Source organism: Paenibacillus sp. FSL H8-0332, from assembly GCF_037963835.1.
GTDB classification, from domain to species: Bacteria; Bacillota; Bacilli; order Paenibacillales; family Paenibacillaceae; genus Paenibacillus_AQ; species Paenibacillus_AQ rhizoplanae.
The window spans coordinates 2,630,616-2,655,938 of record NZ_CP150145.1; the positions used below are offsets into that span (position 1 = coordinate 2,630,616).

Genomic DNA, 25,323 nt, shown 5'->3' on the forward strand with positions numbered 1-25,323 from the left:
GATGAGTATAAAACGGATTGTAATCCTCGTGATAACCTTGGTTCTGGCCGGGTTCTCTGCGGTTCATCTCTCGGCCTATTCCGCGAAGCTGACCCCATCCACCAGCCTGGCCCGTGAGACCCTCGGCGGCGTGAGCTTACAGGACAATATCAATGACAGCCAATTGCTTAAGCTATATGGCAGCCCGTTAAGTGAAGAGGACAATGAGCATTTCGACTACCGCCACTGGAAAGACGGTCTGGTTACCGCCTCAGTTCATTCCGGGCCGAAGCAAGGTTCCATTAAGCGGATTATGATCACAGCTGCGGACATGGACCACTCGGCGGACCCGCTCCATACAGTGATGGGTATTGGGCTTGGAGACAGCAAACAGAGCGTGCTTGATCTCTATGGAGAGAAGTACTACAAGAGCAATGAGCAGACAGCCGATATCATCGGGTACATCGATCACAAACGCGGGGTAACCTTGGAATTCTGGTGCTCACCGGACGGAACTGTAGCGGAGATCCGCCTGGATGATGCAGAGATGAGGTAGCGCAGAAATAGCTTCCGGGCTTTGACTTGTGATACAGTAATTTCAGCAGAAATGACACAAGGAGAGAAGAAACTCATGCAATCAATTATAAATCCGGAGGCGGTTCGGAGCCTTACCGAGCAGAATGGCCTCACAGCCATGTTCAGCAGCAGCGCCATTGCCCAGATGGAGCTTCGGCGTTACGGCGGCGGGGAGGCCGTCTGCTCGGTGGGCGACCGGCTGGAGCATATGTTTTTCCTGATGCAGGGCAAGCTGAAGATTCATACACTGCTGCCTAACGGCAAGTCAATGCTGGTCCGGTTCGCCCGGCCGATGTCGGTGATCGGGGATGTGGAGCTGCTGCGCCAGTATCCGGTCAAGAATGAGGTGGTCTCTGTAGGGGACAGCCTGCTGCTTGTCGCCGGAAGGAAGCTGCTGCTCCGTGAGATTGAAGATAATACAGCGCTGTTGCGTTTCCTGGTAGGAGAGCTGAGCCACAAAATGTACACACTCGGCCAGACCTCAGCCATGAATGTGCTCTATCCGGTGGAGAACCGGTTCGCCAGCTACCTGATGTCGCTGTTCGCGGACAACACTGGTGCCCAGCGCGTAGAAGAGATTCGCACCTCCACACTGACAGAGACAGCCGATCTGCTTGGCACCTCTTACCGGCATCTGAACCGGGTGGTGCGCCGCCTCATTGAAGACGGGATTATTGAACGCAGGAACGGCCGCCTGATTGTGCGGGATGAGGAGCGGCTGGCTCTGCTGGCGAACGGGAACTTGTACGATTGAACCGGATTATAGGAAGTAATTCAGAGAACCTCTATTTCTGCCTTGGCAGGGATGGCGGTTTTTTTTGTGTTCAGCGAATTTCAGTTTCATTTAAGAATGATGAAGTAAGATACACGCATGAGGACAACATTAGTACCGCGCAGAAGGAGGACTGACCAGCGGGCAACACAGTAGAGCTTACATATCGAGTGGAGGTAGTTATAATGTTCAACAGACTTAGAGGAATCCGGGCCAAAATCATGTTTGGCTTCGCCGCTGTCATTATCGTGTTCATTCTCGCTATATTCGGCAGTACTATATTTCAGGCTAAGGTGACTATGCTTACAGATCAGATCAACCGCAATTACAGCAAGCTGTCGATGGTACAGAAATTAACCGATGATATCCGTACGGCGGACGGTCTGGCCGCAAGGTATGTGATGAGTAATACCACTGAGGAGAGAACAGCCAATCTGACCGCCTATGAAGCCAAGATACCGGAGATTACAGCCTCAGTCGAAGAGCTTAAGGGAGCCGGTCTGAATGAAGCTGAGCTTGCGGGAATTCAGAATCTGGAGGGGGAATGGGACAATTATCTGACGGTGCTGGAGCAGGCTTTTGCCTTGGCCAAGGAAGGGGATTTCCCGCAAGCGCAGAAGTCGTTCACGAGTCTCTCCCTGGAGACTATCATCAATTCACAGCTAGTGTTTGAGACGATGCTGCATGATGAAATTATGAAAGAACAGAGTCAGGCGGCAACCCACCGCAGCTCCTCTATGATTACCAGCATGGGGGTTACGGGATTATCGGTGGTACTGGCCCTGCTGATCGCATTTGTATTGTCTGCACGGATTCTGAAGCCGCTGAGTGATGTGAATAGGCAGCTCCAGGAGATTGCCGACGGCGATGCCGATCTGACCCGCAAGCTTAGTGTACAGACGAAGGATGAGATCGGTGAGCTGGCCCGGAATTTCAATAAAATGACCGATAATCTGGCAACGATGATCACCCAGGTGAAGCTATCGGCGAACGGTCTGGCAGCTTCTTCAGTGAAGCTGACCTCGGATAGCGGAATGACCGCCAAAGCTACCGAGAAGATCGCCGGGATTATGGGTGAGGTCGCAAGTGGTGCGGGCATGCAGATGAATGACCTGCAGACTAACATGAACACGATTATTGAAATGTCAGACGGCATTCAGCTGATTGCTGCCAGTGTGCAGGATATCTCGGAAGCTTCCCTGCGTTCTGCAGAGTATGCGGTGGCCGGGGATCTATCCCTGCAATCTGCTGTCCGGCAGATGGATTCCATCAATGCATCCATTCAGTCGTTATCGCAGAAGGTTATGGGCTTCGTGAAGCGTTCACAGGACATAAGCAGCATTGTCGGGGTGATCAAGGGAATCGCCTCGGAGACGAATATGCTGGCACTGAATGCAACCATTGAAGCGGCGCGGGCTGGAGAGCATGGCAGAGGGTTTGCTGTGGTAGCCGATCAAGTACGCAGGCTGGCCGAAGAGTCCGCAGATTCCGCCAATCAGATTGCAGAAATGGCAACTGGAATCCAGGCGGATGCTGACCATGCAGTGAAGGTGATGAAGAATAGTATGAACGAAGTGCTGGGCGGAACCCATATCATTGAAGAGGCCGGGCAGTCTTTCAATGCCATCCGCCTCTCGATTGATTCACTGGCGGGACAGGTTCAGGAGGTATCCGGTGCGGTAGAGGAAATCACGGCAGCGACGGAGGAAATTGTAGACTCCATCCGCACAGTTACGCATATCTCGGAGACCACAGCGGCAAGTACACAGCAAGTATCTGCTGCATCGCAAGAGCAGATGGCTTCAGTGGAACAGATCACCTCTTCTGCCAGTGCACTCAGCATGCTGGCGCAAGGGCTGCAAGGTTTGGTGGCACGTTTTAATGTATAAATAAGCAAGCCCCCGACCTGAACGAAAGGGAGGGGGCTTGCTTATCCGCTACTGCTTCATATATTGCCGGTACAGCTCTTCAATAGTATCGTACTGCTCTACCTGTCGGCCGACCCTGTGATATTCCTCCAGATAGTCATCCATCGCCTGCAGGAACCGTTCCTTGAACAGATCCAGATTACTTGCATCAAAATACTGCATGAGTTCGAACTTCCGGGTTCCCCGCGACTCAGTCATTTCATCCAGCAGACCCTGCGCCCCCATGGCGGCGTAGAAGGCGTAAGAAGCATCCTTACTTTCAGCGCTGGCGATGATCTTGTTTCGGTAGTTGCACCATAATTCCTCATAGGTGCCCGCCAGATTATCATAGGTAGGAACAGGCTGTTCTACATATTTCTGATACAGGGTGCTGTACAGATCGAGGATACTTTTGAGCAGAATGCCAGAGGTACTTCGGATCTCATCCGCCGTCTTCGCGCAGACCACATTCATATAATTCGTTTCATAATTCTCGGGGATATGGCGGTAAGCTGCGGTATCCTCCAGGTATCTTTTCAGCCCTCTTTTCAAATAAGTATTGTTCATATGCGTCAACGCGTTCACCAGATTGTAGACCAACTCGGCTGAAGCCAGCCTTACGGCTCCCTTATCCTCTGTAAGACAAATATTCGCATATTCCTGCTTGGCCAGATCGATCCACTTCTTCGCCCGTTCCAGGGCATCGCTTCCCATGGGCTTCGCCAGAGCATCCAGCGCCCGTTGCTGATAGACCCTAAGCTTCTCCAGATCCTCAGGCTTGGCATAGTAGAGCACCTGCAAATCTATTAGAGAGGAGATCATCGGACTTTCAAGCGCGGCCTGTTCTTCGATCCGGGTCTCCCATGGAGTGCAGTAGATATCATAACCGACCTCCCCCAGAATGAAGCATGACGAGATGCCCCAGCCTTGGTTGTTGTTATTGATGATGATCAGATCCAGGTCGCTTTTCTCATGATAATCCCCGGTACGGCAAGAGCCCGTAAGCCCGATCACCGCAATCTCCTCTGGAAAATCCCGTTTGGCCCGCTCGATCACCATGTTGATCAGTTTTTCGTTTTTGGATAATAGCTCCTGCCTGGTACTTTCATTCATAGCTGTTTCCTCCTGCGCTGTGGCTTGTTGTTGTATTCATTGTAAAAGGATCTGGCGTCCACGGGTATGCCGACTTCAGTTAGGTTCATTCTCTCCCTGAGCGCTCCGTATGTACGCACATACTTTTCATAGAATACGCCATCGACCTGAGCCAGGCTCTATCTTATATTATTACCATAATTTGTTTTATGAAAGCGCATACTCGAAGGTAGAACCATAATCTATGGGAGGTGGTTGTCAAATGATCAGCAGAACCAGGTCTTCGGTAGCAAGGAAGTTCCTGATGTACGGTCTGATGCTTGCATTATGTGTGGGACAGCTCGCATTATTTCCGGCAGTGGGGGCAGCGGCAGGCAATCTGGCACAAGGTAAGACGATTAGCGCAAGCTCAGTTGGTGATGTGTATGTAGCAGCGCACGCCAATGACGGTAACCAGGGGACGTACTGGGAGAGTGCCAGCAATGCTTTTCCGCAATGGATCAAGGTGGATCTGGGTGCCAGCAGCAGTGTGAATCAGGTTGTACTGAAGCTGCCTGCGGGCTGGGAAGCCAGAACACAGACGCTGTCTGTGCAAGGCAGTACGGATGATGCCTCATACAGTAATCTGGCTGCTTCTGCGGGGTATGTGTTCAATCCTTCCAGCGGCTCCAACACCGTCACAATTCCATTTACTGCAGCAACCGCCCGTTATATCAAAATAAACTTCACGGCCAACACCGGCTGGCCTGCTGCGCAGCTGTCGGAGATTGAGGTGTACGGCACCACGGCCTCTCCACCCGGAACCTACGAAGCGGAGGCTGCCGCCTTATCCGGCGGGGCCAAGACGAATACCGATCACAGCGGCTATACCGGTGCAGCCTTCGTTGACGGCTACCTGACGCAGGGGGCAGCCACAACCTTCACGGTAACGGCTCCGTCGGCAGGGAATTACAGCGCAGCCCTGCGGTATGCCAATGCCTCCGGCAGTACGAAGACGCTGAGTATCTACGTGAACGGCACGAAGATCAGGCAGACGCCGCTTGCCAATCTGCCAAGCTGGGATAACTGGTCCACGCAGGCAGAGGTGGTGGCCTTAGCTGCTGGAACCAACACGATTGCCTACAAATATGATGCGTCCGACTCCGGGAATGTGAATCTGGATCAGCTTGTACTGACAGCTTCAACTACACCAACGGCAACCATTGCGCCTACGCCCGTTCCAACGATAGCGCCAACAGTTGCGCCAACGGTTATGCCAACCGCAACGCCGGCTGCCACACCAACCGTAGCTCCAACGCCGACATCTACACCTATATCTACACCAGTACCAACACCAACTAGTACACCTGGTCCTACAGCAACCCCAACCACAGGTCCCGGCGTGAACCTGGCGATCGGCAAAGCCGTGAATGCCTCATCCTCCGTCTTTACCTTTGTTGCGGCCAATGCCAATGATGGAGATGTCACTACCTACTGGGAAGGAGCAGGGGGAGATTATCCGAACACGCTGACTGTTAACCTTGGCGCGAACGCCAACATAACTTCGGTAGTAGTGAAGCTCAATCCGGCAGCAGCCTGGTCAACCCGTACCCAGACAATCCAGGTGCTGGGACATAACCAGTCCACAGGAACGTTCACCAGTCTGGTACCTGCGGCGGAGTATACATTTAATCCGGCCAGCATCAATGCAGTGACCATTCCGGTCACAGCAACCGTCAGTGAGCTACAGCTGAAATTCACAGCGAACTCGGGTTCAAGCGCCGGACAGGTGGCGGAGCTCCAGATTATCGGCACACCGGGGGCGAATCCTGACCTGACGGTAACCGGAATGTCATGGAGTCCGTCTGCACCGGTAGAGACAGATTCTCTTACTCTGAACGCAACAGTGAAAAATAGCGGTTCTGCTTCATCCGCAGCTACCAATGTGGGCTTTTATCTCGGTAATGTTCTTGCCGGAAATGCCCCCGTGGGTGCCCTGGCTGCTGGGGCTTCAGCTAATGTCTCCTTCAGCCCTGGTGCCAAGGATGCCGGAACCTATACGGTAAGCGCCAAGGTAGATGAGAGCAACAATGTTGTAGAGCTGAATGAAGGCAATAACAGTTATACGCATCCTTCAGCCCTTACGGTGAATCCGGTATCCAGCTCAGATCTGATCGCCTCGCCGGTCAGTTGGTCTCCTGGCAATCCGGCAGGGGGTAACGTGGTAAGCTTCGCGTTAGCCATCAAGAATCAGGGATCAGCTTCCTCGGCAAGCGGCGCTCATAACATCACGCTGACCTTGACCGATGCTACAACAGGCGCGGTCCTCAGAACGTTGACCGGAGCTTATAACGGTGTTATTGCCGCCGGAAGTACTGCAGCTCCTGTGGCTCTTGGAACCTGGACGGCTGTGAACGGAAAATATAATGTAAAAACAGAAATTGCCGTGGACGGCAACGAAGTGGCGGTAAAGCGGGCCAACAACATCCATAACCAGCCGCTCTATATCGGACGCGGGGCCAATATGCCTTACGATATGTATGAGGCGGAAGATGGAGTGATCGGCGGCGGAGCAGTCAAGCTGGCACCGAACCGGAATATCGGTGACCTGGCCGGGGAAGCTTCAGGCAGACGGGCAGTTACACTGAACACCACAGGCAGCTATGTCGAATTCACCACCAAAGCCAGCACGAATACTCTGGTCACCCGGTTCTCTATTCCCGACTCGGCCAGCGGTGACGGCACAACGGCGACCCTGAATATTTATGTCAATGGTATCTTTAACAAAGCCATCACCTTGGATTCCAAGTATGCCTGGCTCTATGGTTCAGAGACCAGTCCGGGCAATTCGCCAAGCGCCGGTTCCCCGCGCCATATTTATGATGAAGCGAATATCATGTTCGATAACACCATTCCGGCAGGCAGCACGATCCGGCTGCAAAAGGATGCAGGCAACACCTCGCAATATGCGATAGACTTCGTGAGCCTGGAGCAGGTATCGCCAATTGCCAATCCTGACCCGTCCAAGTATACCGTGCCGCTTGGATTCACACATCAGGATGTGCAGAATGCGCTGGATAAGGTCCGTATGGATACAACGGGTAATCTTGTAGGTGTCTATCTTCCTGCCGGAAACTATGAGACCTCGAATAAATTCCAGGTCTACGGCAAGGCAGTGAAAATCATCGGAGCGGGACCGTGGTATACCCGGTTCTACGCTCCGCTCAACCAGTCGAATACAGACATCGGCTTCCGGGCGACAGATTCAGCGAATGGCTCAACCTTCTCGGGGTTTGCCTACTTCGGCAACTATACTTCACGGATTGACGGTCCCGGCAAGGTGTTCGACTTCTCCAATGTGGCGAACATAACGATCGACAACATCTGGACCGAACATCAGGTATGTATGTACTGGGGGGCCAATACTGACTACATGGTGATCAGGAACTCCCGTATCCGCAACACCTTCGCCGACGGAATCAACATGACGAACGGCAGCACGAATAATCTCGTGTCCAATAATGAAGCCCGGGCTACCGGGGATGACAGCTTCGCGCTGTTCTCGGCGATTGATTCCGGCGGCTCGGACATGAAGGATAACGTCTATGAGAATCTGACCTCGATCCTGACCTGGCGGGCAGCCGGTGTTGCGGTATACGGCGGTTATGCCAATACCTTCCGCAACATCTACATCGCGGATACGCTCTGCTACTCAGGAATTACGATCAGTTCGCTTGATTTTGGCTATGCGATGAATGGCTTCGGCGCTTCGCCGACGACGAACTTCCAGAATATCTCGGTCGTCCGGGCAGGCGGACATTTCTGGGGCTCGCAGACCTTCCCGGCCATCTGGGTGTTCTCCGCCTCCAAGGTGTTCCAGGGTATCCGGGTGAGTGATGTGGATATTGTAGACCCGACCTATCACGGGATTATGTTCCAGACCAATTATGCCGGCTCTACGCCGCAGTTCCCCGTGGCTGATACGATCTTCTCAAACATTACGATTTCCGGTGCCCTCAAGAGCGGAGATGCCTTCGATGCCAAGTCCGGTGTCGGTATCTGGGCCAATGAGTCGGCAGAGCCCGGCCAAGGCCCTGCGGTGGGCAATGTGGTCTTCAACAACCTGAAGATCCTGAACACGGTAACGCCGATCAAAAACACGACCTCTACGTTCACGATAACGGTGAATCCGTAGGGGGAACGAAGCAACGCCTTCTATGAAGCAGCGCACACAAAAAACCGCCGCCCGTGTGTCCGGGAGGCGATTTTTTGCTTTCTCATCCCGCTGGACATAGGAAATCCTGCATTTTTTTCAACAAATTAGTCTCTTCATAGCACGCAAAAAGGAAAACCTGCACAAATTACAACAATGTGGACTCAGACTTCCCGATCTGCTGATTATTCCTGCAAAATGTGCAACAATCGGGGACCAGAGCTACTCGGCGGCTGGAAATCCTGCATAATGTACAACATTGCCGGTGTTGCAGCCGCAATTCCTTAAAATCGACAAATGCTATCCCGTAACTATACAATGGGTGTTATATTGTGCATAGGATAAGGACAGAAACAAAGGAGGCACACCCATGACGAATCGGGTAGTAAGTAATATTACGGAGCTGATCGGCGGCACGCCGGTTGTGCGCTTGAACCGGGTAACCGGACCGGAGGATGCGGAGCTGTATGTAAAGCTGGAGATGTTCAATCCCAGCGGCAGCGTCAAGGACCGGGCGGCCTATAATCTGATCCTCCAGGCGGAGCTGGACGGACGGCTGCAGCCGGGCGGGACCATCATTGAGCCGACCAGCGGGAATACCGGGATTGGACTGGCGATGAATGCGGCAGCGAAGGGATATAAGGCGATCCTGATCATGCCGGATAATATGACGAAGGAACGGATCAATATCCTGAAGGCCTACGGGGCGGAAGTGGTGCTGACTCCGGCGGCGGAGCGGATGCCCGGCGCGATTGCCAAGGCGGTGGAGCTGGGACGGGATATCCCCGGCAGCTTCATCCCGCAGCAGTTCGAGAATCAGGCGAACCCGGACATTCACCGCACGACCACAGCAAAGGAAATCCTTGAGCAGATGGAGGGGCGCCTGGAGGTGTTCGTTGCCACTTCCGGGACAGGCGGCACCATCACCGGAACCGGCGAGGCGTTGCGCGCGCGACTGCCAGAGCTGCGTGTGGTTGTCGTGGAGCCGCAGGGTTCGCCGGTGCTGTCCGGCGGCCAGCCCGGGCCGCATAAGCTGGTGGGGACCAGCCCGGGCTTCGTGCCGGCGATTCTGAATACCGGCATTTACGATGAGATCGTGCAGGTATCCGATGAGGATGCCTTGGAGATGGTAAGAGAACTGGCCCGTACCGAGGGAATTCTGCTCGGACCTTCCGGTGGAGCCGCAGTCTGGACGGCCTTGCAGGAGGCACGGCGCCTGGGTCGGGGCAAGCGGGTGTTATGTATCGCGCCCGATACCGGAGAACGTTACCTCAGCATGGGGATTTTCGACTAAATTATACTGGAGGCCCGCTATGAATCAAGCGAATCACAGTTTCCGGCACCGGGTAAGAGCGGCCGGAAGTCTTATTCTTGCAGCAGTCATAGTCTTTAGCCTGACCGGGTGTGCCCGGACGAATAGCAATGACGCTGCCAGCAGTGCAGCAGCTACGGCTGGGCCGTCTTTCGCCAGTCCATCGCCAGCCGTAATGCAGACGGATAGCCCGCCAAGTGCGGTCCCGACTGCTTCGGCGTCAGCTACGGCTTCTCCGGCCCCGGATGCCTTGCTCGACCCTGCCAAGCTCCAGCCGGTCTTCGGATTCGCCAGTGAGACCGGGAGTCATATTATCGTCTCCAGGGAAGAGGAGGGAGCCGGGGAGCAGTTGAAGTCCCTGAACACTGCCATCGGGAACGGGGGCCAGGTGCTGGCTGTGAAGCTGGAGAAATGGCAGACGGGTAACGAGAACAACAACGGCCGGGAGCTGGCGAATAATATACCGAATATGTCCGGTTATCTATTCAAGGTAGAGGGTGACGCAGCGATGCGGGATGAGACCTATTATTTGGTTGATTCTACGGTCTTTCCGCAGGCAGCCTTGCTGGAGCTTCAGCCCGCCGACCCGGCAGGCCCGCAGCTTGCAGCCGGTGACCCGCTTCGCAAGAGTGTAGCAGCTGCCAAAGGCCGGAAGATCCAGTCCGCCTGGAAGCTGGCCGGGCTGGGCCCGGCCAGACAGCTCTATCTGGTGCAGTTCGTAAGACAAGATAAGGAGATGCTGTTTAGCCTTGTACTGGAGGAAGACGGGAAGCTCAGCTTCAAGGACTATCCTGCTGAGATTACAGATAATGAATATTCAATCTGGCGTGTCGATGACGGCGGTGAGGTGAACCCGCAGATGTTCTCCCTGCTGTTCGCGGCACATACAGCAGACGGATTGCTGCTGGGGCTGAACTGGTGGGGAGCGGAGGGTGTGAACAGCTTTTTCCTGAAGCAGGAAGGCAATGGCTTTACAGAGCTTGCGATCGAATATGGCCGCTATACCTCTCCCTTGTGAGCAGGGCGAACGGAAAGCAAGGCTCCCCGTCACTTCTGGGTGACGGAGGAGCCTTGTCTGCCTGTCATATACATCATCATGATGGGGTGAATCAGCAGATATCCCAACATCCCGCCGAAGGTGTTCAGCAGAAGATCATCCACATCAAACGTTCCGATATAGAAGACGGCTTGTGAGCATTCCAGCACCGCGCTTAACGCGAAGGACCACAGCAGTACACCGGTGAAGGAGCCGCTGCCTTTTCCATTCGGAGATAACAGCACCAGGAAGATGCCATAAGGAATGAATAAGGCGATATTCCCCAGGAAATTAACGACAGTGCTTGTGCTGAGATGATGATAGGTATTGGATAAGGTGGCCAGCGGGACCAGATTTCCGCTTCTCAGACTGGCGGCAACATGGTCCGGGCTGTGTTGAAGCTGCTGCCATAGAAATGGGAGATCCATCGAACCGAATTTGAACAAAATAATTTTGAACAGAATATATACGTAGACGATAAACAGTACCTGCAAACCGTATTTTGTCCGCTTGTGTGCCTGATTCATTTCAGATCACCGCTTTCTGTAGATTGTAATGTTATATGGCTTAGTCATTAAGGATATACCGTCATAATCACACCGTTCATATTGTCGCCAGAGAACTCAATGTGCTGGGCGTCAGGGGTGGGAACTGGAGTGTTCCCGTTAACTTCGATATAGGAAATCTGATATTCGACGCCGTTAACGGTAGTGGCAATCGACTTCTGCTCCTTAAGGAATTCAAGGTATTCTTCCAGCGTGAAGTTCTTGTCGCGCATAATCACACTGTGCGGAAGTCCTACATACCGGAAATGCCAGGGCTCATACTTGATGCCGGTGATATCTGTTTTATCCTCAGGATAGCGTAGAATGAAGCCGTAATCCCATGCATTGTCCCGCAGCCATTGCCCTTCAGGGGCATGGCTCATGGCCATTTGGGAGGAGCCGATGTCAAGCGACAAGCCCAGGTTATGCTCGCTGTATCCGGGCGGAAGAGCGTAATCTGCTCCTTTTTCCTCATATAACTGCTTCTGCTTCTCATTGTCCCGGTAGCCGCTGCTGATCAGGAAGCTGTTGATGTCCTCCCCGGCTGCAGCGTGTACCATCTTTGTGAATTTCTCTGCCACTTGCCTGGAGAGCAGCGTTTTGTGATCCAGCAGCCCGTAGCCGGAAGTCAGCTCTTCATAATCGGTTAGCCTTACAATATCCGCGCTGACACCCGAGGGCTGAACGGGATAATCCTTGTTGACCAGGAGCAGGTTCCCCTGATAGATCTGGCCCTTCGGGATCACTGTCAGATTCTTCGAACCTTTATCTGTAGAGACTTGTACCGTCTTAATATTCAGGTCTGCCTTAGCATCCTCTTGATCCCTGGACATCCACTCATAACCGATCAGCACAGCAATCACAATTACGAATAACCATTTCTTCATGTTCTCGTCCTCCTTGTTTCAATGACTTAAGCATAGAGGAGTGTGTTTAAATAGAAGTGGGGGAAAGATAAAGTTTTTCTTAAAACGTCTCCGCTTAAAGTGTTCCAGCTTGAAATGTACATGCAAAAAAACCGTCCTTCTAAAAGGACGGCAACACTTCGGCTATAGCTGGAGCAGACTAGTGGATCAGACCCGGCAGACGGACCTCGAAGAGCGTGCGGATCGTGTCACTCTGTACGGAGATCGTCCCCTGATGCTGCTCGACGATATTTTTGGCAATGAACAATCCCAGCCCGGTACTGCCTTCCTGATGGGTCCGCGCCCGGTCGCCCGTATAGAACATATCGAACAGAAAAGGCAGGTCCGCCGCCGGGATCATATCCCCGTAATTCATAACCTGGACAACGATGGTCCCGCCCTCCGGATAGCAGCGGATATCGACATAACGGCCGTCTTTGCCGTAACGCACCGCATTGGTCAGCAGGTTTTCGAACACCCGGGCCAGCAGTTCCCCGTCCCCGGTAATTTTGAGCTGCGGAGTGACCTCAATCCGGGCTGTCAGCCCGTTGTTCTCCAGCAGAGGATACAATTCCTCGTTCAGCTGGACCAGCAGCTCGCTCAGATCAAGGGGGCGCTGCTCCACGGTAAGCATGCCGTAATTCATCCGGGTAATCTCGAATAGCTCGTCGATCAGCTTTTCCAGCCGCTGTGATTTGGTGTAGGCAATCGTGGTGTAATGTTTAACTTGTTCGGCGGTTAACTCCCCGTCCTTCAGTACCAGATCCAGGTAGCCGAGTACAGAGGTCAGCGGAGTCCGCAGGTCATGAGCCAGATTCAGCACCAGCTTGTCCTTGCTGTTCTCCGCGAAGTCCCCGCGTTCCACCGCTTCCTCCAGCTTATCCTTGGCCTGATTAAGGTCAGCGGCGATATCCTCGAACTCATCGTTAGAATGGATTTGAATCCGGCTTTTGAAATCGCCGTTAGCCAGCAGCCGGATATGATGCGAGATTTCTTTGAAATAGCGGGCATACGGCTTGGTGAACAGGAAGAAGAACAGCAGCGCCAGCGGGATGAAGAAGATCAGGAAGAAATTCAGGTCGCCGAAATCGGCAATCAGATAACGGAAGCGGGTAAGCTTGTCTTCATACTTCACCTGAGAGGTATAATACATTTGCAGGCTTTTGTAGAGTACAAAGGTAATAGCGCCGGAGCAAATCATGCTGAGTACCAGCAGTGATATCATTTTGAAGCGGAAGCTGCGGACAAGGTTAGCCATTGAACGTGTACCCCACACCCCAGATCGTTTTGATCCATGTATTTTTACTCTGGTCATCGCCCAGCTTTTTGCGCAAGGTGCGGATATGGACCATCACAGTGTTCCCGCCTTCATAATAAGCCTCACCCCAGATTTGCTGAAAAAGCTGCTCGGCGCTGAATACTTTCTTAGGGTAGCTGGCGAGCAAATACAGGATATCGAATTCCTTCGGCGTCAGCTCCACAGCATTTCCATACAAGGTCACGGAACGGCGGTCCGGATCAACGATCAGCCCCCCGGCTTCCACCACGGCCTTCTGCTCGGTAACCGGCTGGTTAAGCTTCATGGAACGTCTGAGCTGCGCGTTCACTCTGGCGACCAGTTCCATGGGATTGAAGGGCTTGGTCATATAATCGTCAGCACCGATGACAAGACCGGTGATTTTATCCAGATCCGAAGTCTTCGCGCTCACAAAAATAATCGGCAGCCCATGCTGCTCCCGGATCTGCCGGGTTACCTCATACCCGTCCAGCCCGGGCATCATAATATCCAGAATCGCCAGGTCGATGTGCCTGGACTGGATGACCTGCACCGCCGCCGGGCCGTTTGTAACCTTTATGGGGTGGTAGCCTTCTTTTTCCAAATGCAGTCCGATCAGATCGGCAATTTCCGCATCGTCGTCGGCGACAAGAATCGTAATTCGTTTCATTTCATTATCTCTCCTGTAGTGTCAGCATGAAATTATCCTTGATTGTGCTTCAATCCTAGTGTAACCTATCGGATATTGTTTCGCTAACTGCTATGATAGTAAGACTATATAAGAAGCACTTAAGATTTTTGAACTTGAAGCTTCATCGTCACTGCGGTGAACATTTGGACTTCCGGCCGCTGTTGTCCCCAGATTTCTTCATCCAATCCGCTGTTCGCGGTTGAAATCCGGTGACAAAGGCGGTCGCTACCGCTCGTACAGTTCCAAATTTCCCCTCCGTTTCTTTTGCTTTGTGTTAATTTCTTTAGCGCTTCTTATTTAACATTTTAAATACTTAATTTCGTAACAATTATCTGTGGGTATAGCCCGAAAGAGTCATGCCGGGAAATGCCCGGGAATGATAAAGTAATCCATAGTAATTAGGGAGGGAACCGTGACGTATACCCGAATTAAAGTGCTAATCCTGCTGATTCCAACGGTCATGGTGGGTATCTGGGAGTGGGTGAGACATCAGTTCCTGATGCAGTACATTTCCATGGACACGGGAAACTACTTAACACCTGTATTGGTTTTTATGTTCAGTATTATTCTGCTGCTGCCGCTCTTTCGGATCATGGAGCGGAACCAGCGGGAGCTGGAGCAGGAGCGGGCGGCAACAGGGGCGATGGAAGCGCGGGAGGCTCTGGCCAAGGAGCTGCATGACGGAATGGCCCAGTCCCTGTTCCTGCTCTCCGTGCGGATTGACCGTCTGGAGCAGAGCCGTAAGGACGGCAGCGTCAGCGCGGACAGTGTGGATCAGATTAAGAAGACCGTCCATGAGGTCAACCGTTATGTTCGTCAGGCAATTGCCAATCTGAAGGTGCCGGTCAGCGGTGAAGAGAGCTTTTCGCTGGAGCGGTCCATTAAGGAGCAACTGGCCGGAATTGCCGGAGAAGTCATGATTGAGGTGTCGCTGGACTGGCATCTGGAGGAGCAGGCGCTCACACCGGCGGAACAGGCAGAGCTGTTGTCCTGTATTCGTGAAGCGATTATCAATGTGCGCAAGCATACACGTGCAGGCAGGGTGTCCGTGTCCGGACAGGGCAATGAACTCCATTGGACCGTGACCATTGCCGACAACGGTGCCGGGATTCAGCATGACGATCCTTTTGCGGTGAACGGCAGCTATGGCCTGCAGATTATGAGGGAACGGTCCCGTAGTATGGGCTGGGCGCTTCAAATTCACTCAGGAGCGGACGGAACCACTGTAGAAATTGCCAAAGGAGGTGCGCAGAATGGAACGCTGCCGGGTACTGATCGTCGATGACCATGCGCATGCACGTGAAGCGATGATCGAGATTGTGGGACTGGATGAACGGTTTGAAGTGATTGGCGCGGTAGCTAGCGGAGCTGAGGCGATCGTCTGGACCGGGCAATGGATGCCTGACCTGATCCTGATCGATATCGAAATGCCGGGAATGGACGGTCTGGAGACCACGCGGCGCATTAAGCTGGAATATCCGTATGTGAAGATCGTCATCGTTACTGTATCGGATGAGATCTCCTATCTGTTTGAAGCGCTCAAGCAGGGGGCACAGGGGTATCTCCTGAAGAACCTGGCCCCCTCTACCTGGATCGAATATCTGCTGGCAATTGTAAGTGAAGAGGTGCCATTGAGCCGGGAGCTGGCATTTCAGATTCTGAAGGAGTTCGCGGTCACCTCCGTCAAGGAGGAGAGGGAGGCATTAACCGCGCGGGAGAAGGAGATACTGGGCTGTGTATCCTCCGGGTCCACCAATAAGGAGATTGCCGTCACCCTCGGGATCTCCGAGCATACGGTCAAGAATCACCTGAAGAACATTCTGCAGAAGCTTCAGCTTCAGAATCGTACGCAGCTCACAAGGTACGCCTTGGAGCAGGGACTGGCTTCGCGGGAGCGGGATTTTCCGGGGAAGAGATAGAGCTTAAGATAGCGTAGACAGTCCCAATATCCATTATTAGAGAATAGGGGAGATTTCATTGAATAGAATGTTTCGCAAAATAGCAGCACTGGCCGCACCGGCAGCCGCCGCACTACTGTTGTTCGCAGCCGTGGCGAGCGCCCACGTAACCGTTAGTCCAGCCCAGTCCAGCACGGGTGCCTGGGAGACGTATACCCTGAAAGTACCGTCTGAAAAAGAAAGCGCCACCGTCCAGGTGGATCTGCGGATTCCGGCAGGCGCGGAATTTAAGCAATACGAAGCCACTCCCGGCTGGGAGGTAACAGTGGACGGGAATAAAGTAAGCTGGATTGCCAAGGATGGCGGCATTCAGGCCGGACAGTTCCAGCGCTTCTACTTCACAGCCAAGAACCCGGACTCCGCAGGCGATATCGCCTGGGATGCCTATCAGCACTATGCCGATGGCAGCCTCGTGCAATGGTCCGGCGAACCCGGCTCGGAATCCCCGCATTCCATCACCGCCATCGCTGAAGCCTCCGGCAGCGCCGATGGCGGTCACGGCCACGGTGCCGCAGACATGTCCGGCTCCGGCACCATGACCATGGACGAGCATCAGGCCATTGTGGACAATGAAGGCGCCAGCACCGGCACCTCGCCGATGCTCTACATTACCCTCGGCATCTCGCTGGTCTCCTTCCTGCTGGCAGCGATAGCCTTGCTTCGGGGTCGCACGGAGTAGGCTGGAGGATTAGGATGGATTGACTTGTATGGAGAGAACCCCGCAACAGATGTGATTTCACCATCTGCTGCGGGGTTCTTTGTTTTTCGTATGAGTTCTGCCCCGGCTCGGACTATTGTCTGTTGTACAGTATGTTGTTTATCTAATGGCTATTGGTGATAGCGCGGAGAGTGAGGGAATAAGTATTGGATTCCAAGTCGGTTGATTTCCTAAAAAAGGTAGCAAAAAGGCGGCAGATTCGTTAAAGTGTTTGTACCTGAAAGGAGATGCTTAATGTTTGATTTTGAAGAATTAAAAAAATGGATTATAGAACACGATATTGAACAAAAAGCATATAAGGGATTTTGGATGAATCTAGAGAAATATAAAATTGAAGAGCCTAATGAATTTATGTGTTATTTTTCTGCATACATAGGAGAAGAGGATAGAGGGGATTTTGAAGTTGAAATTAAATCAGTATCAATAAATTATAGTAACAGCTATCCTAATTGTGACTATAATCATGTTATTGTTACAATCCCTATTAGATATAAAGGGAAAGAAGTTGGATACTATCAACTGCTTTTAAATTTTGATGGTACACCTGACGATGATTTTTTTGTAATACACTAATATAGGTAGATTTATCAGTAGCCGTTTTACTGCTTTCATGATAAATGAAACTAATTTAAGAATATTTAATGGCTCTTGGCTATATTTCGAAATTGAACAGTAGATGGAGTGTGCAGTTTATGCATCATTATCTTATAAAGAAAATATGGGTTAGGATATTTTTTCTTGTTTTTATAACGTTGATAATATTAATATGTCAAAATGATAAATCTTTAAGTAGTCAAATTAAGCTCATCATAGAGGACAAATGTAACTCTAGTGATATTTGTGATATTTCCCTTGAAGAAATCACTTCATTTAAGTGGAATAAGGTGCTTGTTTTTCAGGTGGGAAGTTCAAGCAAGGATATTAGCAATGCGTTAGGTGCTAAGTACGAGGGTTCAACTGATTTAATGAGCGGACTTATTTTTGAGTTAGATAACAAAATTGTTTATGAAGAACTGATTCCATATCAAGCAGAGCAACCTATCAATCTACAAATCTTTATAGACAAAAAAGTTAATAAGACCAACAACGTAGTCCTGAGCTTTGATGATGCTATATTAAAAGGGAGTAAAGAACGGGTTGACCATGCAACTTATTATTCTATTAGTATTAATAACTAACAAGCGAGAAAAGCCACATATGACTGAATCCTTTTTGTGAGACAGGGATCAAAAAAACTTGCAATTATAAGCAGCCAGTCGCCTTGAAATTTACGGGGACTGGTTAATGAGAATTTGAATGTAAAGTGGTGGTATAAACAATGCTGGATAGATACAATTTAAGCGAGCTTAAACAAAATGCATTAAACGATGATATAGAAGCATTTAGACAATTGTTATTTGCTTTTAAAGAATTATATCATCTCCATGATGACGAACATGAAGAATTGGGCTCATTTTTACTACAGCATGTAACACAGTTAATTCTAGTTATAGTTGAAGAGTTAACAAATTGGTTTTCAATTGATGATAATTTTAACTGTTATGATTATTTATTTAGCAGTTTTTCGGACGAGTCCATAAGAATTCTTGAGAAAGAATTCTTCTCAAAGTTTGAGGAGAATGATTTTGAGATCTTGAATTATGAGATATTAGTTCATCTTTTTGAAAGAGGTGTTAGTAATGATGTAGGTTGGAACAATACTATTAATTTAACTATAAAGCGTGTAGAAGAAAGACTTGATTCCATCTTAATGAACAAGCAAATTAGTCTCACGGAATTTTCTTTATACTGCAAAATATCTATGATGTGGTTTGATTACTATTTAAAACAAGAAGAATTATCAAATGAAGATCAATTTGTTAAATGGGCAAAATCAAGCAATCAATATGAGAACCAACTTAAGAAAGTCTTTGAGATTTATATTGCAGCTTTGAAAAAATTGAAAACAGACTAAAATGCATATCAACTCCTTTATATCATTAGTATCGAAAGTTACTAGTGGAGCACTCCAATTATTATTAATCTTGATTCACGTCATTTTGCAAGTCATCTATTATGGGGACTGATTGTTTTCTACAACGAGAAGGTGACGAAGATGGGGACTTGTTTCTGTTAGTAAAAAATTGATGAGACTATGAGGTCGATTCCATGAGAGAATCCGAGGAAATACAGCGCGACGTATCCGCTATTGTTCGTAGTATTGTTGTGAAAATGAGAAAAGATAGAGAACTACCGCTGGAGCAAATAGAAATTTTAATAGGTTTTCTTAATGAATATAAGGCATATTCTAGAGAACTGGACGTTATATCTAAAAAAATGGCATATGAGTTGTTTTATTTGTATACCAGCATATCTAGTCAAATAGAAAACAATACAGGAAAAGAAGAGGAAGTTATGGATAACCCTATTATGAGTAAACTGTATATGACGATTACTTCGATTTTTAATGATGGTTTGTACCAATAAGTGGATTTAAGTAATATTGTTTGAACTAAAATATCCCTTCAGCATCAAGAAGCTCCGAATAGGTATTAGGAGGGTAATCGGCATTGATACTCACAGACTATCAATGCTGACTTTAGAAAGGAAATAAATGAAAATAAAAAAGAGAACTATAGTAAGAGTATTATTTATCATTATGTTTAATATACTTATCGCTACAATAGCCATAAAGTATAGTTCATTTGAGCGAAGGATATTATTGTTTGAAATGGTTCGTGGAATAGCATCTTTGTATGCTGTAGTTGTTGAGTTCCCCTTGGCAATCGCTCGAAATCTTAGTGAGTTAAATAATTGCTGGAAAAGATTTTTGTTATTTTTGGTGTGCACATTTGCAGTTTTTTCAATATATGTTGTTGGGGTGGACATCTACCATCTATCAAACGACGTTTTTATAGGATATCACGAAAAGAATGTAACAATCATAAAGCGTGAAAAGGAGTATAAAGCGAGCGATAGAGTTTGGGTTGATGATGATTCCAAAGTTATGAGGTTTTATCTTGCTCCAGGCTACGTTAATGTGAATGTGGGAGAAACATATAGTATGCGAATTTTTGAGAAATCTCAAATAGCAATCCCTCTTAATAAGATAGAGTAGTATATATATCAAATGATCATAAATGATGCACCTGGAGGTGTGGTTGTGGTTACCCCAGTACTTAAAGGTATAGATTTGATTGAAAATCAATATGGAATAAAAGGTACGGCTTATATTGCGGAAGAAAACGATATAGGTTCGGATTGCTTTCACTTTCAAGTCTTGACTCCAGAATTTGTGTTAAACAGTCTGTGTGAAAATAAGATACTAAATGGAAGAGGGATTTTCATAGTTCAAAATTACTCGGAGGAGTTGCTTGTGTCAGAGATAAATAATATACTCCAAGATTGTATTCGTCCTACATGGGATGAAGCGGCAATAGCTATTAACCGATATCTGAACTGGGAATACGACAATATTCATTACTTTACGGAGAGAGAGATATTATCGAGCCTTGGGATTTAATGCAATACAAGGAGTGACTTAATATATGGATACCGATAAGTTGAAAGAATTTGAGATGAAATATGATTGTTTCCCAAAAGCTATTGATTGTTTTTGGAAGTATGTTAACTCATGGAAAGTTGATGAACCCGATGAGTTCTATGAAGCTTTTACAACTTTCAATATTTCAAAAATAATATTAGAGAAAGAGAAAATTTCCCTTGTTATAAACTATAGGTTTGATAACCCAATTGAATATGTGAATACTACTTTAAACGTAATTTTTATGGAGAGATTTTTCGCTGAATATTATCTTCTTCAAAATTTGAATGGAGAAATTATAGACGATGGATTAAGTTTTAAATAAAAGGAAAAGAGTATCCGATATTGAGCGAGGTGACACCCATAGCCGCTAACTTCAACATAGTCCTATATTCCCGAGACATTATTGACTACGATAAGTTGCTCAGAATTCTCCAAGACCAAGGTTTCAAGCCTACAATCAATCATATCGAATCGATAAGAAACTGGGAATATGAAGATGCGAGAACCCACACGATTCAGGGAGCGCTGGCAGACCCTTTTGCCGCTCTTCTTGAGAAAGGAAGAATTATTTGGATACAAGGAGAGGCCAAGCTGAACAGGTTTGTAGTGTTTTTGAGCAAGTCGGAAGAAGTCTATGAAACAAGCATTTCAATCAATACCCAACATATAGATTACCTGGATGATAAGCTGAACGAACGTAACCAGCCCTTCTATGATGAACTATCTGCTATTTTGTTATCTTCCGAACTGGTGAATGATTTCCTTGTTGCTGCATTAGGTGTCGAAGTGATGGTAGACTACGACACCGACACAAACAAGATGATGCGCAATAGCCACAATGTGCTGAAGTGGGTATTTAGACCATAAACAAAGGAGGCTCCCAAAATGTCCCTATCCCGACAACAACTAATCGCACTCGTAACCAAGATCGTGAACGCCGAAGGAACAGAGGCGGAGCTGGATGAGTGGCTCGAGAGCGTAGCGGAGAATGTAGTTCACCCCGGCGTGAGTGACCTGATCTTCTGGCATGAGCCGGAGCTGACGCCTGAGGAGATTGTAGATGCTGCGCTAGGTTATCAGCCGATTGTGCTGCCGCCCCCAATGGAGAACTAGCGCTAGAACTGCCTTGCGATTGCTGATCGCGAGGTTTTTTTGTGTACTTCTCTATCCCCAATTTCGTCAAGTGTGAAAATGGTGCGCTAATTGCTGACAAAATTCCCGCATAATCAACCATTTTCTCTCACTGCATCGGCGAAACCTGCTCTATAATGGAAGCGTTACCAAAGTATGCTTGGGGAGGTAAGGATCATGAGTCGAAAACGTATCCGAAGACTAGGAATACTCGTCCTGCTGACAGCGATGTCAGGCTCTTTGTTTAACGTTGCTCCCGCTGTAACCCATGCCGCAGCCAGTGAAGACTACAGCTGGAACAGTGTGGCTACCGGTGCGGGCGGCGGTTTTGTGCCGGGGATTATTTTCAACCAGACGGAACCGAATCTGATCTATGCACGGACGGATATTGGCGGGGCTTACCGCTGGAACGAGGCGAACGGGAGCTGGATTCCGCTGAATGACTCGGTCGGCTGGGCGGACTGGAACAAGAATGGTGTCGATGCGCTGGCTACCGATCCGGTTGATCCGGACAAGGTGTATATGGCAACCGGGACGTACACGAATTCCTGGGATGGTAATGGTCAAATTATGCGTTCCAGCGACCGTGGGGATACCTGGCAGTCTACGGCGCTTCCGTTCAAGGTTGGCGGCAATATGCCTGGACGTTCAGCCGGGGAACGGCTGGTGATTGACCCGAATAAGAACAGTATCCTGTTCTTCGGGGCGCGGAGCGGGAACGGTCTGTGGAGAAGCGCGGATTCCGGGGTGACCTGGTCCAAGGTTACCTCCTTCACTAACGTAGGGACGTATGTCCAGAATCCGGGGAATGAGTATCAGAGTGATATCGTGGGCTTGTCCTGGATTACTTTTGATAAAAGCACGGGCGCTGCCGGACAAGCTACCCAGACGATCTATGTCGGAGTCGCGGATACCGCCAAAAGTGTGTTCCGCAGCACGGATGGAGGAGCAACCTGGTCGGCGCTGCCGGGGCAGCCGGTAGGCCTGCTTCCGCATCATGGGGAGCTGTCGGCAACCGGCGATCTGTACCTTACCTACAGTGACGGGGTCGGGCCGTATGACGGACGCAAGGGTGAGGTCTGGAAATACAACACAACCAGCGGCGTCTGGAAAAACATCAGCCCGTCGACCGGAGCTGACAACTTCTACGGCTTCGGGGGGCTTGCGCTAGATGCCCAGCATCCGAATACGCTTATGGTCGCCAGCCTCAATGCCTGGTGGCCGGACGAGGTGATCTTCCGCAGCAAGGATGGCGGGGAGACCTGGAGCCGGATCTGGGATTGGGGCAGCTACCCGGAACGTAACTACAAGTTCGAGATGGATATCACAGCGGCTCCGTGGCTTAATCTTGGGCTGACTTCGAGCTCGCTTGATCCTGCACCGAAGATGGGCTGGATGATGGGGGACCTTGAGATTGACCCGTTCAACTCGAACCGGATGATGTACGGCACAGGTGCTACGATCTACGGTACGAATAACTTGGGAGCCTGGGACACAGGCGGCAAGGTCAAGATATCCGTGATGGCCAAAGGGGTAGAAGAGACCGCAGTGCTTGGTCTGATCAGCCCGCCAGCGGGTGCCCATCTGATTACCGCGCTTGGCGATGTGTCCGGCTTCCGGTATGAGGATCTAACAGCGGCACCAGTCAAGTTCCAGACCAGCCCTTCCTGGTCCAGCACGAACAGTATCGATTATGCGGAGCTGGACCCGGCCTATGTTGTCCGTGTCGGCGGTATGGACAAAGAGAAATATCCGAACGGTAAGTCGATTGGGATCTCGAATGACAACGGAAAAAACTGGTACATGCCGAATGCAGAACCCTCCAAAGGAGGCAGTACCACGGTAGGGCAGGGGCAGGTAGCTGTATCTGCCAGTGGGAATGCGCTTCTGTGGAGCACCTCGGATATCGGGGTCTTTTACTCCAAGTCAGGCGGCAACTCCTGGACAGCGAGCAGCGGAATTCCTGCCGGAGCGAAGATAGCATCCGACCGGGTGAATCCGAATAAATTCTATGGCTTCTATGAGGGCAAGCTCTATGTCAGTACAGATAGCGGAGCCACCTTCACAGCTACGGCTGCGACCGGCTTGCCAGCCAATAACGTGAACGGCCTGCAGCCGAGCCAGGCGCAAGTGAGCCTAAAGGCCATGCCGGGCGTGGAAGGCGATATCTGGTTTGCCGGAGGACATCCGCAGGATAAGTATGGCATATGGCATTCTACCAACTCAGGTGCCAGCTTCACGAAGCTGAGCAATGTGGAAGAAGCGGACCTGATCGGGTTCGGTAAGGCCGCACCGGGTGAGAATTACATGGCACTCTATACGGTGGCCCAGATTGATGGTGTTAGAGGAGTCTTCCGTTCGGATGACGCCGGAGCCAGCTGGGTGCGGATTAATGATGATAATCATCAGTATGCCAGAATCAATATGGCGATTACAGGAGATCCGCGCATTTATGGCCGTGTCTATCTCGGGACTAATGGCCGCGGGACCTTATATGCTGATCCGGTGAACCCTCCGGCAGCTGGCTCTGTCATCACGCCGGTCACTGCCAGCTTCGATAAGAAGACGGGGAATCAGAGCGACATTGCAGTAACGATGACCTTGAATGGGAATACCCTGGATTCCATTACCAATGGGGCTGCGGCGTTAACGGCCGGAACAGATTATACAGTCAGCGGTTCAACGGTGACGATTCACAAGTCTTATCTGGCGGCACAGCCGGTCGGAGCAACAACACTAAGCTTCCATTTCAGTGCCGGAGCTGCGAAGACCTTAACGGTTACGGTGGCAGATACGACATCAACGGCCAACGATTCTACAATAACACCAGTCACGGCCAGCTTCGACAAGAAGACAGGGAACCAGAGCGACATCGAAGTGACGATGACCTTGAACGGGAATACTTTAGCTTCTATTAAAAATGGTTCGGCGGCGTTAACCGCCGGAACGGATTATACGGTGAGCGGATCAGCTGTGACGATCCACAAGGCGTATCTGGCAGCACAGGCTGTGGGAACAACCACGCTGAGCTTCCAGTTCAGTGCAGGCGCACCGCAGAGCCTGGCGGTCACGGTGACAGATACGACAGCGCCGGTGGACGGCGGTCTGAAGGTCCAGATGTTCAATAGCAGCACGGCTAATGATGTCAATGCCCTCAGCCCGCGGATCAAGCTGGTGAATACCGGCACAGCGGCAGTCTCACTATCTGATGTGAAGCTCAGATATTATTACACCAGTGATGGCGAGCAGGCCCAGAATTTCTTCTGTGACTGGTCCCAGGTAGGAAGCGCCAATGTTACAGGGACGTTCGTGAAGCTTCCGTCAGCCTTGAGCGGATCGGATCATTACCTGGAGCTGGGCTTCACAGCAGCAGCAGGCTCGCTTGCTCCGGGAGCCAGTATCGATATCCAGATGCGGGCCTCCAAGGCAGATTGGAGCAATTACTCCCAGACCGGCGATTTTTCCTTCAATCCAGCTGGCACTGCTCCTGCGGATTGGGCTAAGCTTCCGGCTTACATCTCCGGCAGTCTGGTATGGGGGAATGAGCCCTTGTAAGCTGTAAATCATCTCCGGGCAGTTTCCGGCAGCAGCAGAATCACCGGTTGCACATGACGAAACTCATGGGCAGCCGGTTTTTGATATGTCAGGATGTAATAAATTGCATATCAAGGGAACCTTCCGCCGGCAGCGGACCAATATAGAGTGTA

The 25,323-nt window shown here is 50.2% G+C and carries 24 protein-coding genes; 19 read left to right on the forward strand and 5 right to left on the reverse strand.

Going from position 1 to position 25,323, the window contains the following annotated elements; translation table 11 throughout:
• The first annotated feature begins 1 nt into the window (after nt 1).
• The 3 genes from NST43_RS11185 (at nt 2) to NST43_RS11195 (ending at nt 3,216) form a co-directional block, all read left to right on the forward strand.
• A complete protein-coding gene (locus NST43_RS11185; RefSeq protein ID WP_339224456.1) occupies nt 2–535 on the forward strand; it encodes a hypothetical protein in 534 nt (177 codons plus the stop codon).
• A 75-nt stretch (nt 536–610) separates the two neighbouring features.
• Nucleotides 611–1,309: a cyclic nucleotide-binding domain-containing protein gene (locus NST43_RS11190; protein ID WP_339224458.1), complete on the forward strand. Its 699-nt coding sequence runs from the start codon at nt 611–613 to the stop codon at nt 1,307–1,309.
• A 203-nt stretch (nt 1,310–1,512) separates the two neighbouring features.
• On the forward strand, nt 1,513–3,216 hold the full coding sequence (locus tag NST43_RS11195; RefSeq protein WP_339224459.1) for a methyl-accepting chemotaxis protein: 1,704 nt from the start codon (nt 1,513–1,515) through the stop codon (nt 3,214–3,216).
• 48 nt (nt 3,217–3,264) lie between these two features.
• On the opposite strand, the gene NST43_RS11200 is transcribed toward NST43_RS11195, so the two are convergent.
• The gene (locus NST43_RS11200; RefSeq protein WP_339224461.1) at nt 3,265–4,347 is read right to left on the reverse strand and encodes a nucleotidyltransferase domain-containing protein; all 1,083 of its coding nucleotides are present in this window, start codon (nt 4,345–4,347) and stop codon (nt 3,265–3,267) included.
• A gap of 241 nt (nt 4,348–4,588) precedes the next feature.
• Here NST43_RS11200 and NST43_RS11205 point away from each other — a divergent pair, with 241 nt between their 5' ends.
• From NST43_RS11205 to NST43_RS11215, 3 genes are all read left to right on the forward strand, one after another.
• The gene (locus tag NST43_RS11205) at nt 4,589–8,500 is read left to right on the forward strand and encodes a discoidin domain-containing protein (RefSeq protein ID WP_339224462.1); all 3,912 of its coding nucleotides are present in this window, start codon (nt 4,589–4,591) and stop codon (nt 8,498–8,500) included.
• 388 nt (nt 8,501–8,888) lie between these two features.
• Nucleotides 8,889–9,812 (forward strand): cysteine synthase A, encoded by a 924-nt coding sequence (gene cysK, locus NST43_RS11210; protein ID WP_339224464.1) that lies wholly within the window; start codon nt 8,889–8,891, stop codon nt 9,810–9,812.
• A gap of 19 nt (nt 9,813–9,831) precedes the next feature.
• Nucleotides 9,832–10,848, forward strand: coding sequence for a hypothetical protein (locus tag NST43_RS11215; protein ID WP_339224466.1), 1,017 nt, complete (start codon nt 9,832–9,834; stop codon nt 10,846–10,848).
• 29 nt (nt 10,849–10,877) lie between these two features.
• On the opposite strand, the gene NST43_RS11220 is transcribed toward NST43_RS11215, so the two are convergent.
• The 4 genes from NST43_RS11220 to NST43_RS11235 form a co-directional block, all read right to left on the reverse strand.
• On the reverse strand, nt 10,878–11,360 hold the full coding sequence (locus NST43_RS11220; RefSeq protein WP_339224467.1) for a VanZ family protein: 483 nt from the start codon (nt 11,358–11,360) through the stop codon (nt 10,878–10,880).
• Between the two features lie 80 nt (nt 11,361–11,440).
• Nucleotides 11,441–12,298, reverse strand: a complete 858-nt coding sequence (locus NST43_RS11225; protein WP_339224468.1) for a M15 family metallopeptidase — start codon at nt 12,296–12,298, stop codon at nt 11,441–11,443.
• 178 nt (nt 12,299–12,476) lie between these two features.
• Complete coding sequence (locus NST43_RS11230; protein WP_339224469.1) at nt 12,477–13,574, reverse strand: HAMP domain-containing sensor histidine kinase; 1,098 nt, start codon at nt 13,572–13,574, stop codon at nt 12,477–12,479.
• Nucleotides 13,567–14,262 carry a response regulator transcription factor gene (locus NST43_RS11235; RefSeq protein ID WP_339224471.1) on the reverse strand — a complete coding sequence of 232 codons (696 nt, stop codon included), beginning with the start codon at nt 14,260–14,262 and terminating at the stop codon, nt 13,567–13,569. The genes NST43_RS11230 and NST43_RS11235 overlap by 8 nt, the downstream gene beginning before the upstream one ends.
• A gap of 433 nt (nt 14,263–14,695) precedes the next feature.
• Between NST43_RS11235 and NST43_RS11240 the strand changes: the two genes are divergently transcribed.
• The 13 genes from NST43_RS11240 to NST43_RS11300 all read left to right on the forward strand — a co-directional run bounded on the left by NST43_RS11240 (nt 14,696) and on the right by NST43_RS11300 (nt 25,171).
• Nucleotides 14,696–15,568 carry a histidine kinase gene (locus NST43_RS11240; protein ID WP_339224473.1) on the forward strand — a complete coding sequence of 291 codons (873 nt, stop codon included), beginning with the start codon at nt 14,696–14,698 and terminating at the stop codon, nt 15,566–15,568.
• The gene (locus tag NST43_RS11245; protein ID WP_339224475.1) at nt 15,537–16,202 is read left to right on the forward strand and encodes a response regulator transcription factor; all 666 of its coding nucleotides are present in this window, start codon (nt 15,537–15,539) and stop codon (nt 16,200–16,202) included. Before NST43_RS11240 ends, NST43_RS11245 begins: the two co-directional genes overlap by 32 nt.
• A 67-nt stretch (nt 16,203–16,269) precedes the next feature.
• The gene (locus NST43_RS11250) at nt 16,270–16,920 is read left to right on the forward strand and encodes a DUF1775 domain-containing protein (RefSeq protein WP_339225394.1); all 651 of its coding nucleotides are present in this window, start codon (nt 16,270–16,272) and stop codon (nt 16,918–16,920) included.
• A 273-nt stretch (nt 16,921–17,193) separates the two neighbouring features.
• Complete coding sequence (locus NST43_RS11255) at nt 17,194–17,532, forward strand: hypothetical protein (protein ID WP_339224477.1); 339 nt, start codon at nt 17,194–17,196, stop codon at nt 17,530–17,532.
• A gap of 179 nt (nt 17,533–17,711) precedes the next feature.
• Nucleotides 17,712–18,137 (forward strand): hypothetical protein, encoded by a 426-nt coding sequence (locus tag NST43_RS11260; protein ID WP_339224479.1) that lies wholly within the window; start codon nt 17,712–17,714, stop codon nt 18,135–18,137.
• A 140-nt stretch (nt 18,138–18,277) separates the two neighbouring features.
• The gene (locus tag NST43_RS11265; RefSeq protein ID WP_339224481.1) at nt 18,278–18,913 is read left to right on the forward strand and encodes a hypothetical protein; all 636 of its coding nucleotides are present in this window, start codon (nt 18,278–18,280) and stop codon (nt 18,911–18,913) included.
• Nucleotides 18,914–19,107: 194 nt separating this feature from the next.
• Complete coding sequence (locus NST43_RS11270) at nt 19,108–19,425, forward strand: hypothetical protein (protein WP_209992239.1); 318 nt, start codon at nt 19,108–19,110, stop codon at nt 19,423–19,425.
• Between the two features lie 127 nt (nt 19,426–19,552).
• Nucleotides 19,553–20,056, forward strand: a complete 504-nt coding sequence (locus NST43_RS11275) for a hypothetical protein (protein ID WP_339224483.1) — start codon at nt 19,553–19,555, stop codon at nt 20,054–20,056.
• 12 nt (nt 20,057–20,068) lie between these two features.
• A complete protein-coding gene (locus NST43_RS11280; RefSeq protein WP_339224485.1) occupies nt 20,069–20,461 on the forward strand; it encodes an Imm8 family immunity protein in 393 nt (130 codons plus the stop codon).
• A gap of 25 nt (nt 20,462–20,486) precedes the next feature.
• On the forward strand, nt 20,487–20,807 hold the full coding sequence (locus tag NST43_RS11285; RefSeq protein WP_339224487.1) for a hypothetical protein: 321 nt from the start codon (nt 20,487–20,489) through the stop codon (nt 20,805–20,807).
• A gap of 20 nt (nt 20,808–20,827) precedes the next feature.
• The gene (locus NST43_RS11290; protein ID WP_339224489.1) at nt 20,828–21,352 is read left to right on the forward strand and encodes a hypothetical protein; all 525 of its coding nucleotides are present in this window, start codon (nt 20,828–20,830) and stop codon (nt 21,350–21,352) included.
• 18 nt (nt 21,353–21,370) lie between these two features.
• On the forward strand, nt 21,371–21,598 hold the full coding sequence (locus tag NST43_RS11295; protein ID WP_339224491.1) for a hypothetical protein: 228 nt from the start codon (nt 21,371–21,373) through the stop codon (nt 21,596–21,598).
• A 195-nt stretch (nt 21,599–21,793) separates the two neighbouring features.
• The gene (locus NST43_RS11300; protein ID WP_339224493.1) at nt 21,794–25,171 is read left to right on the forward strand and encodes a X2-like carbohydrate binding domain-containing protein; all 3,378 of its coding nucleotides are present in this window, start codon (nt 21,794–21,796) and stop codon (nt 25,169–25,171) included.
• Nucleotides 25,172–25,323: the final 152 nt, after the last annotated feature.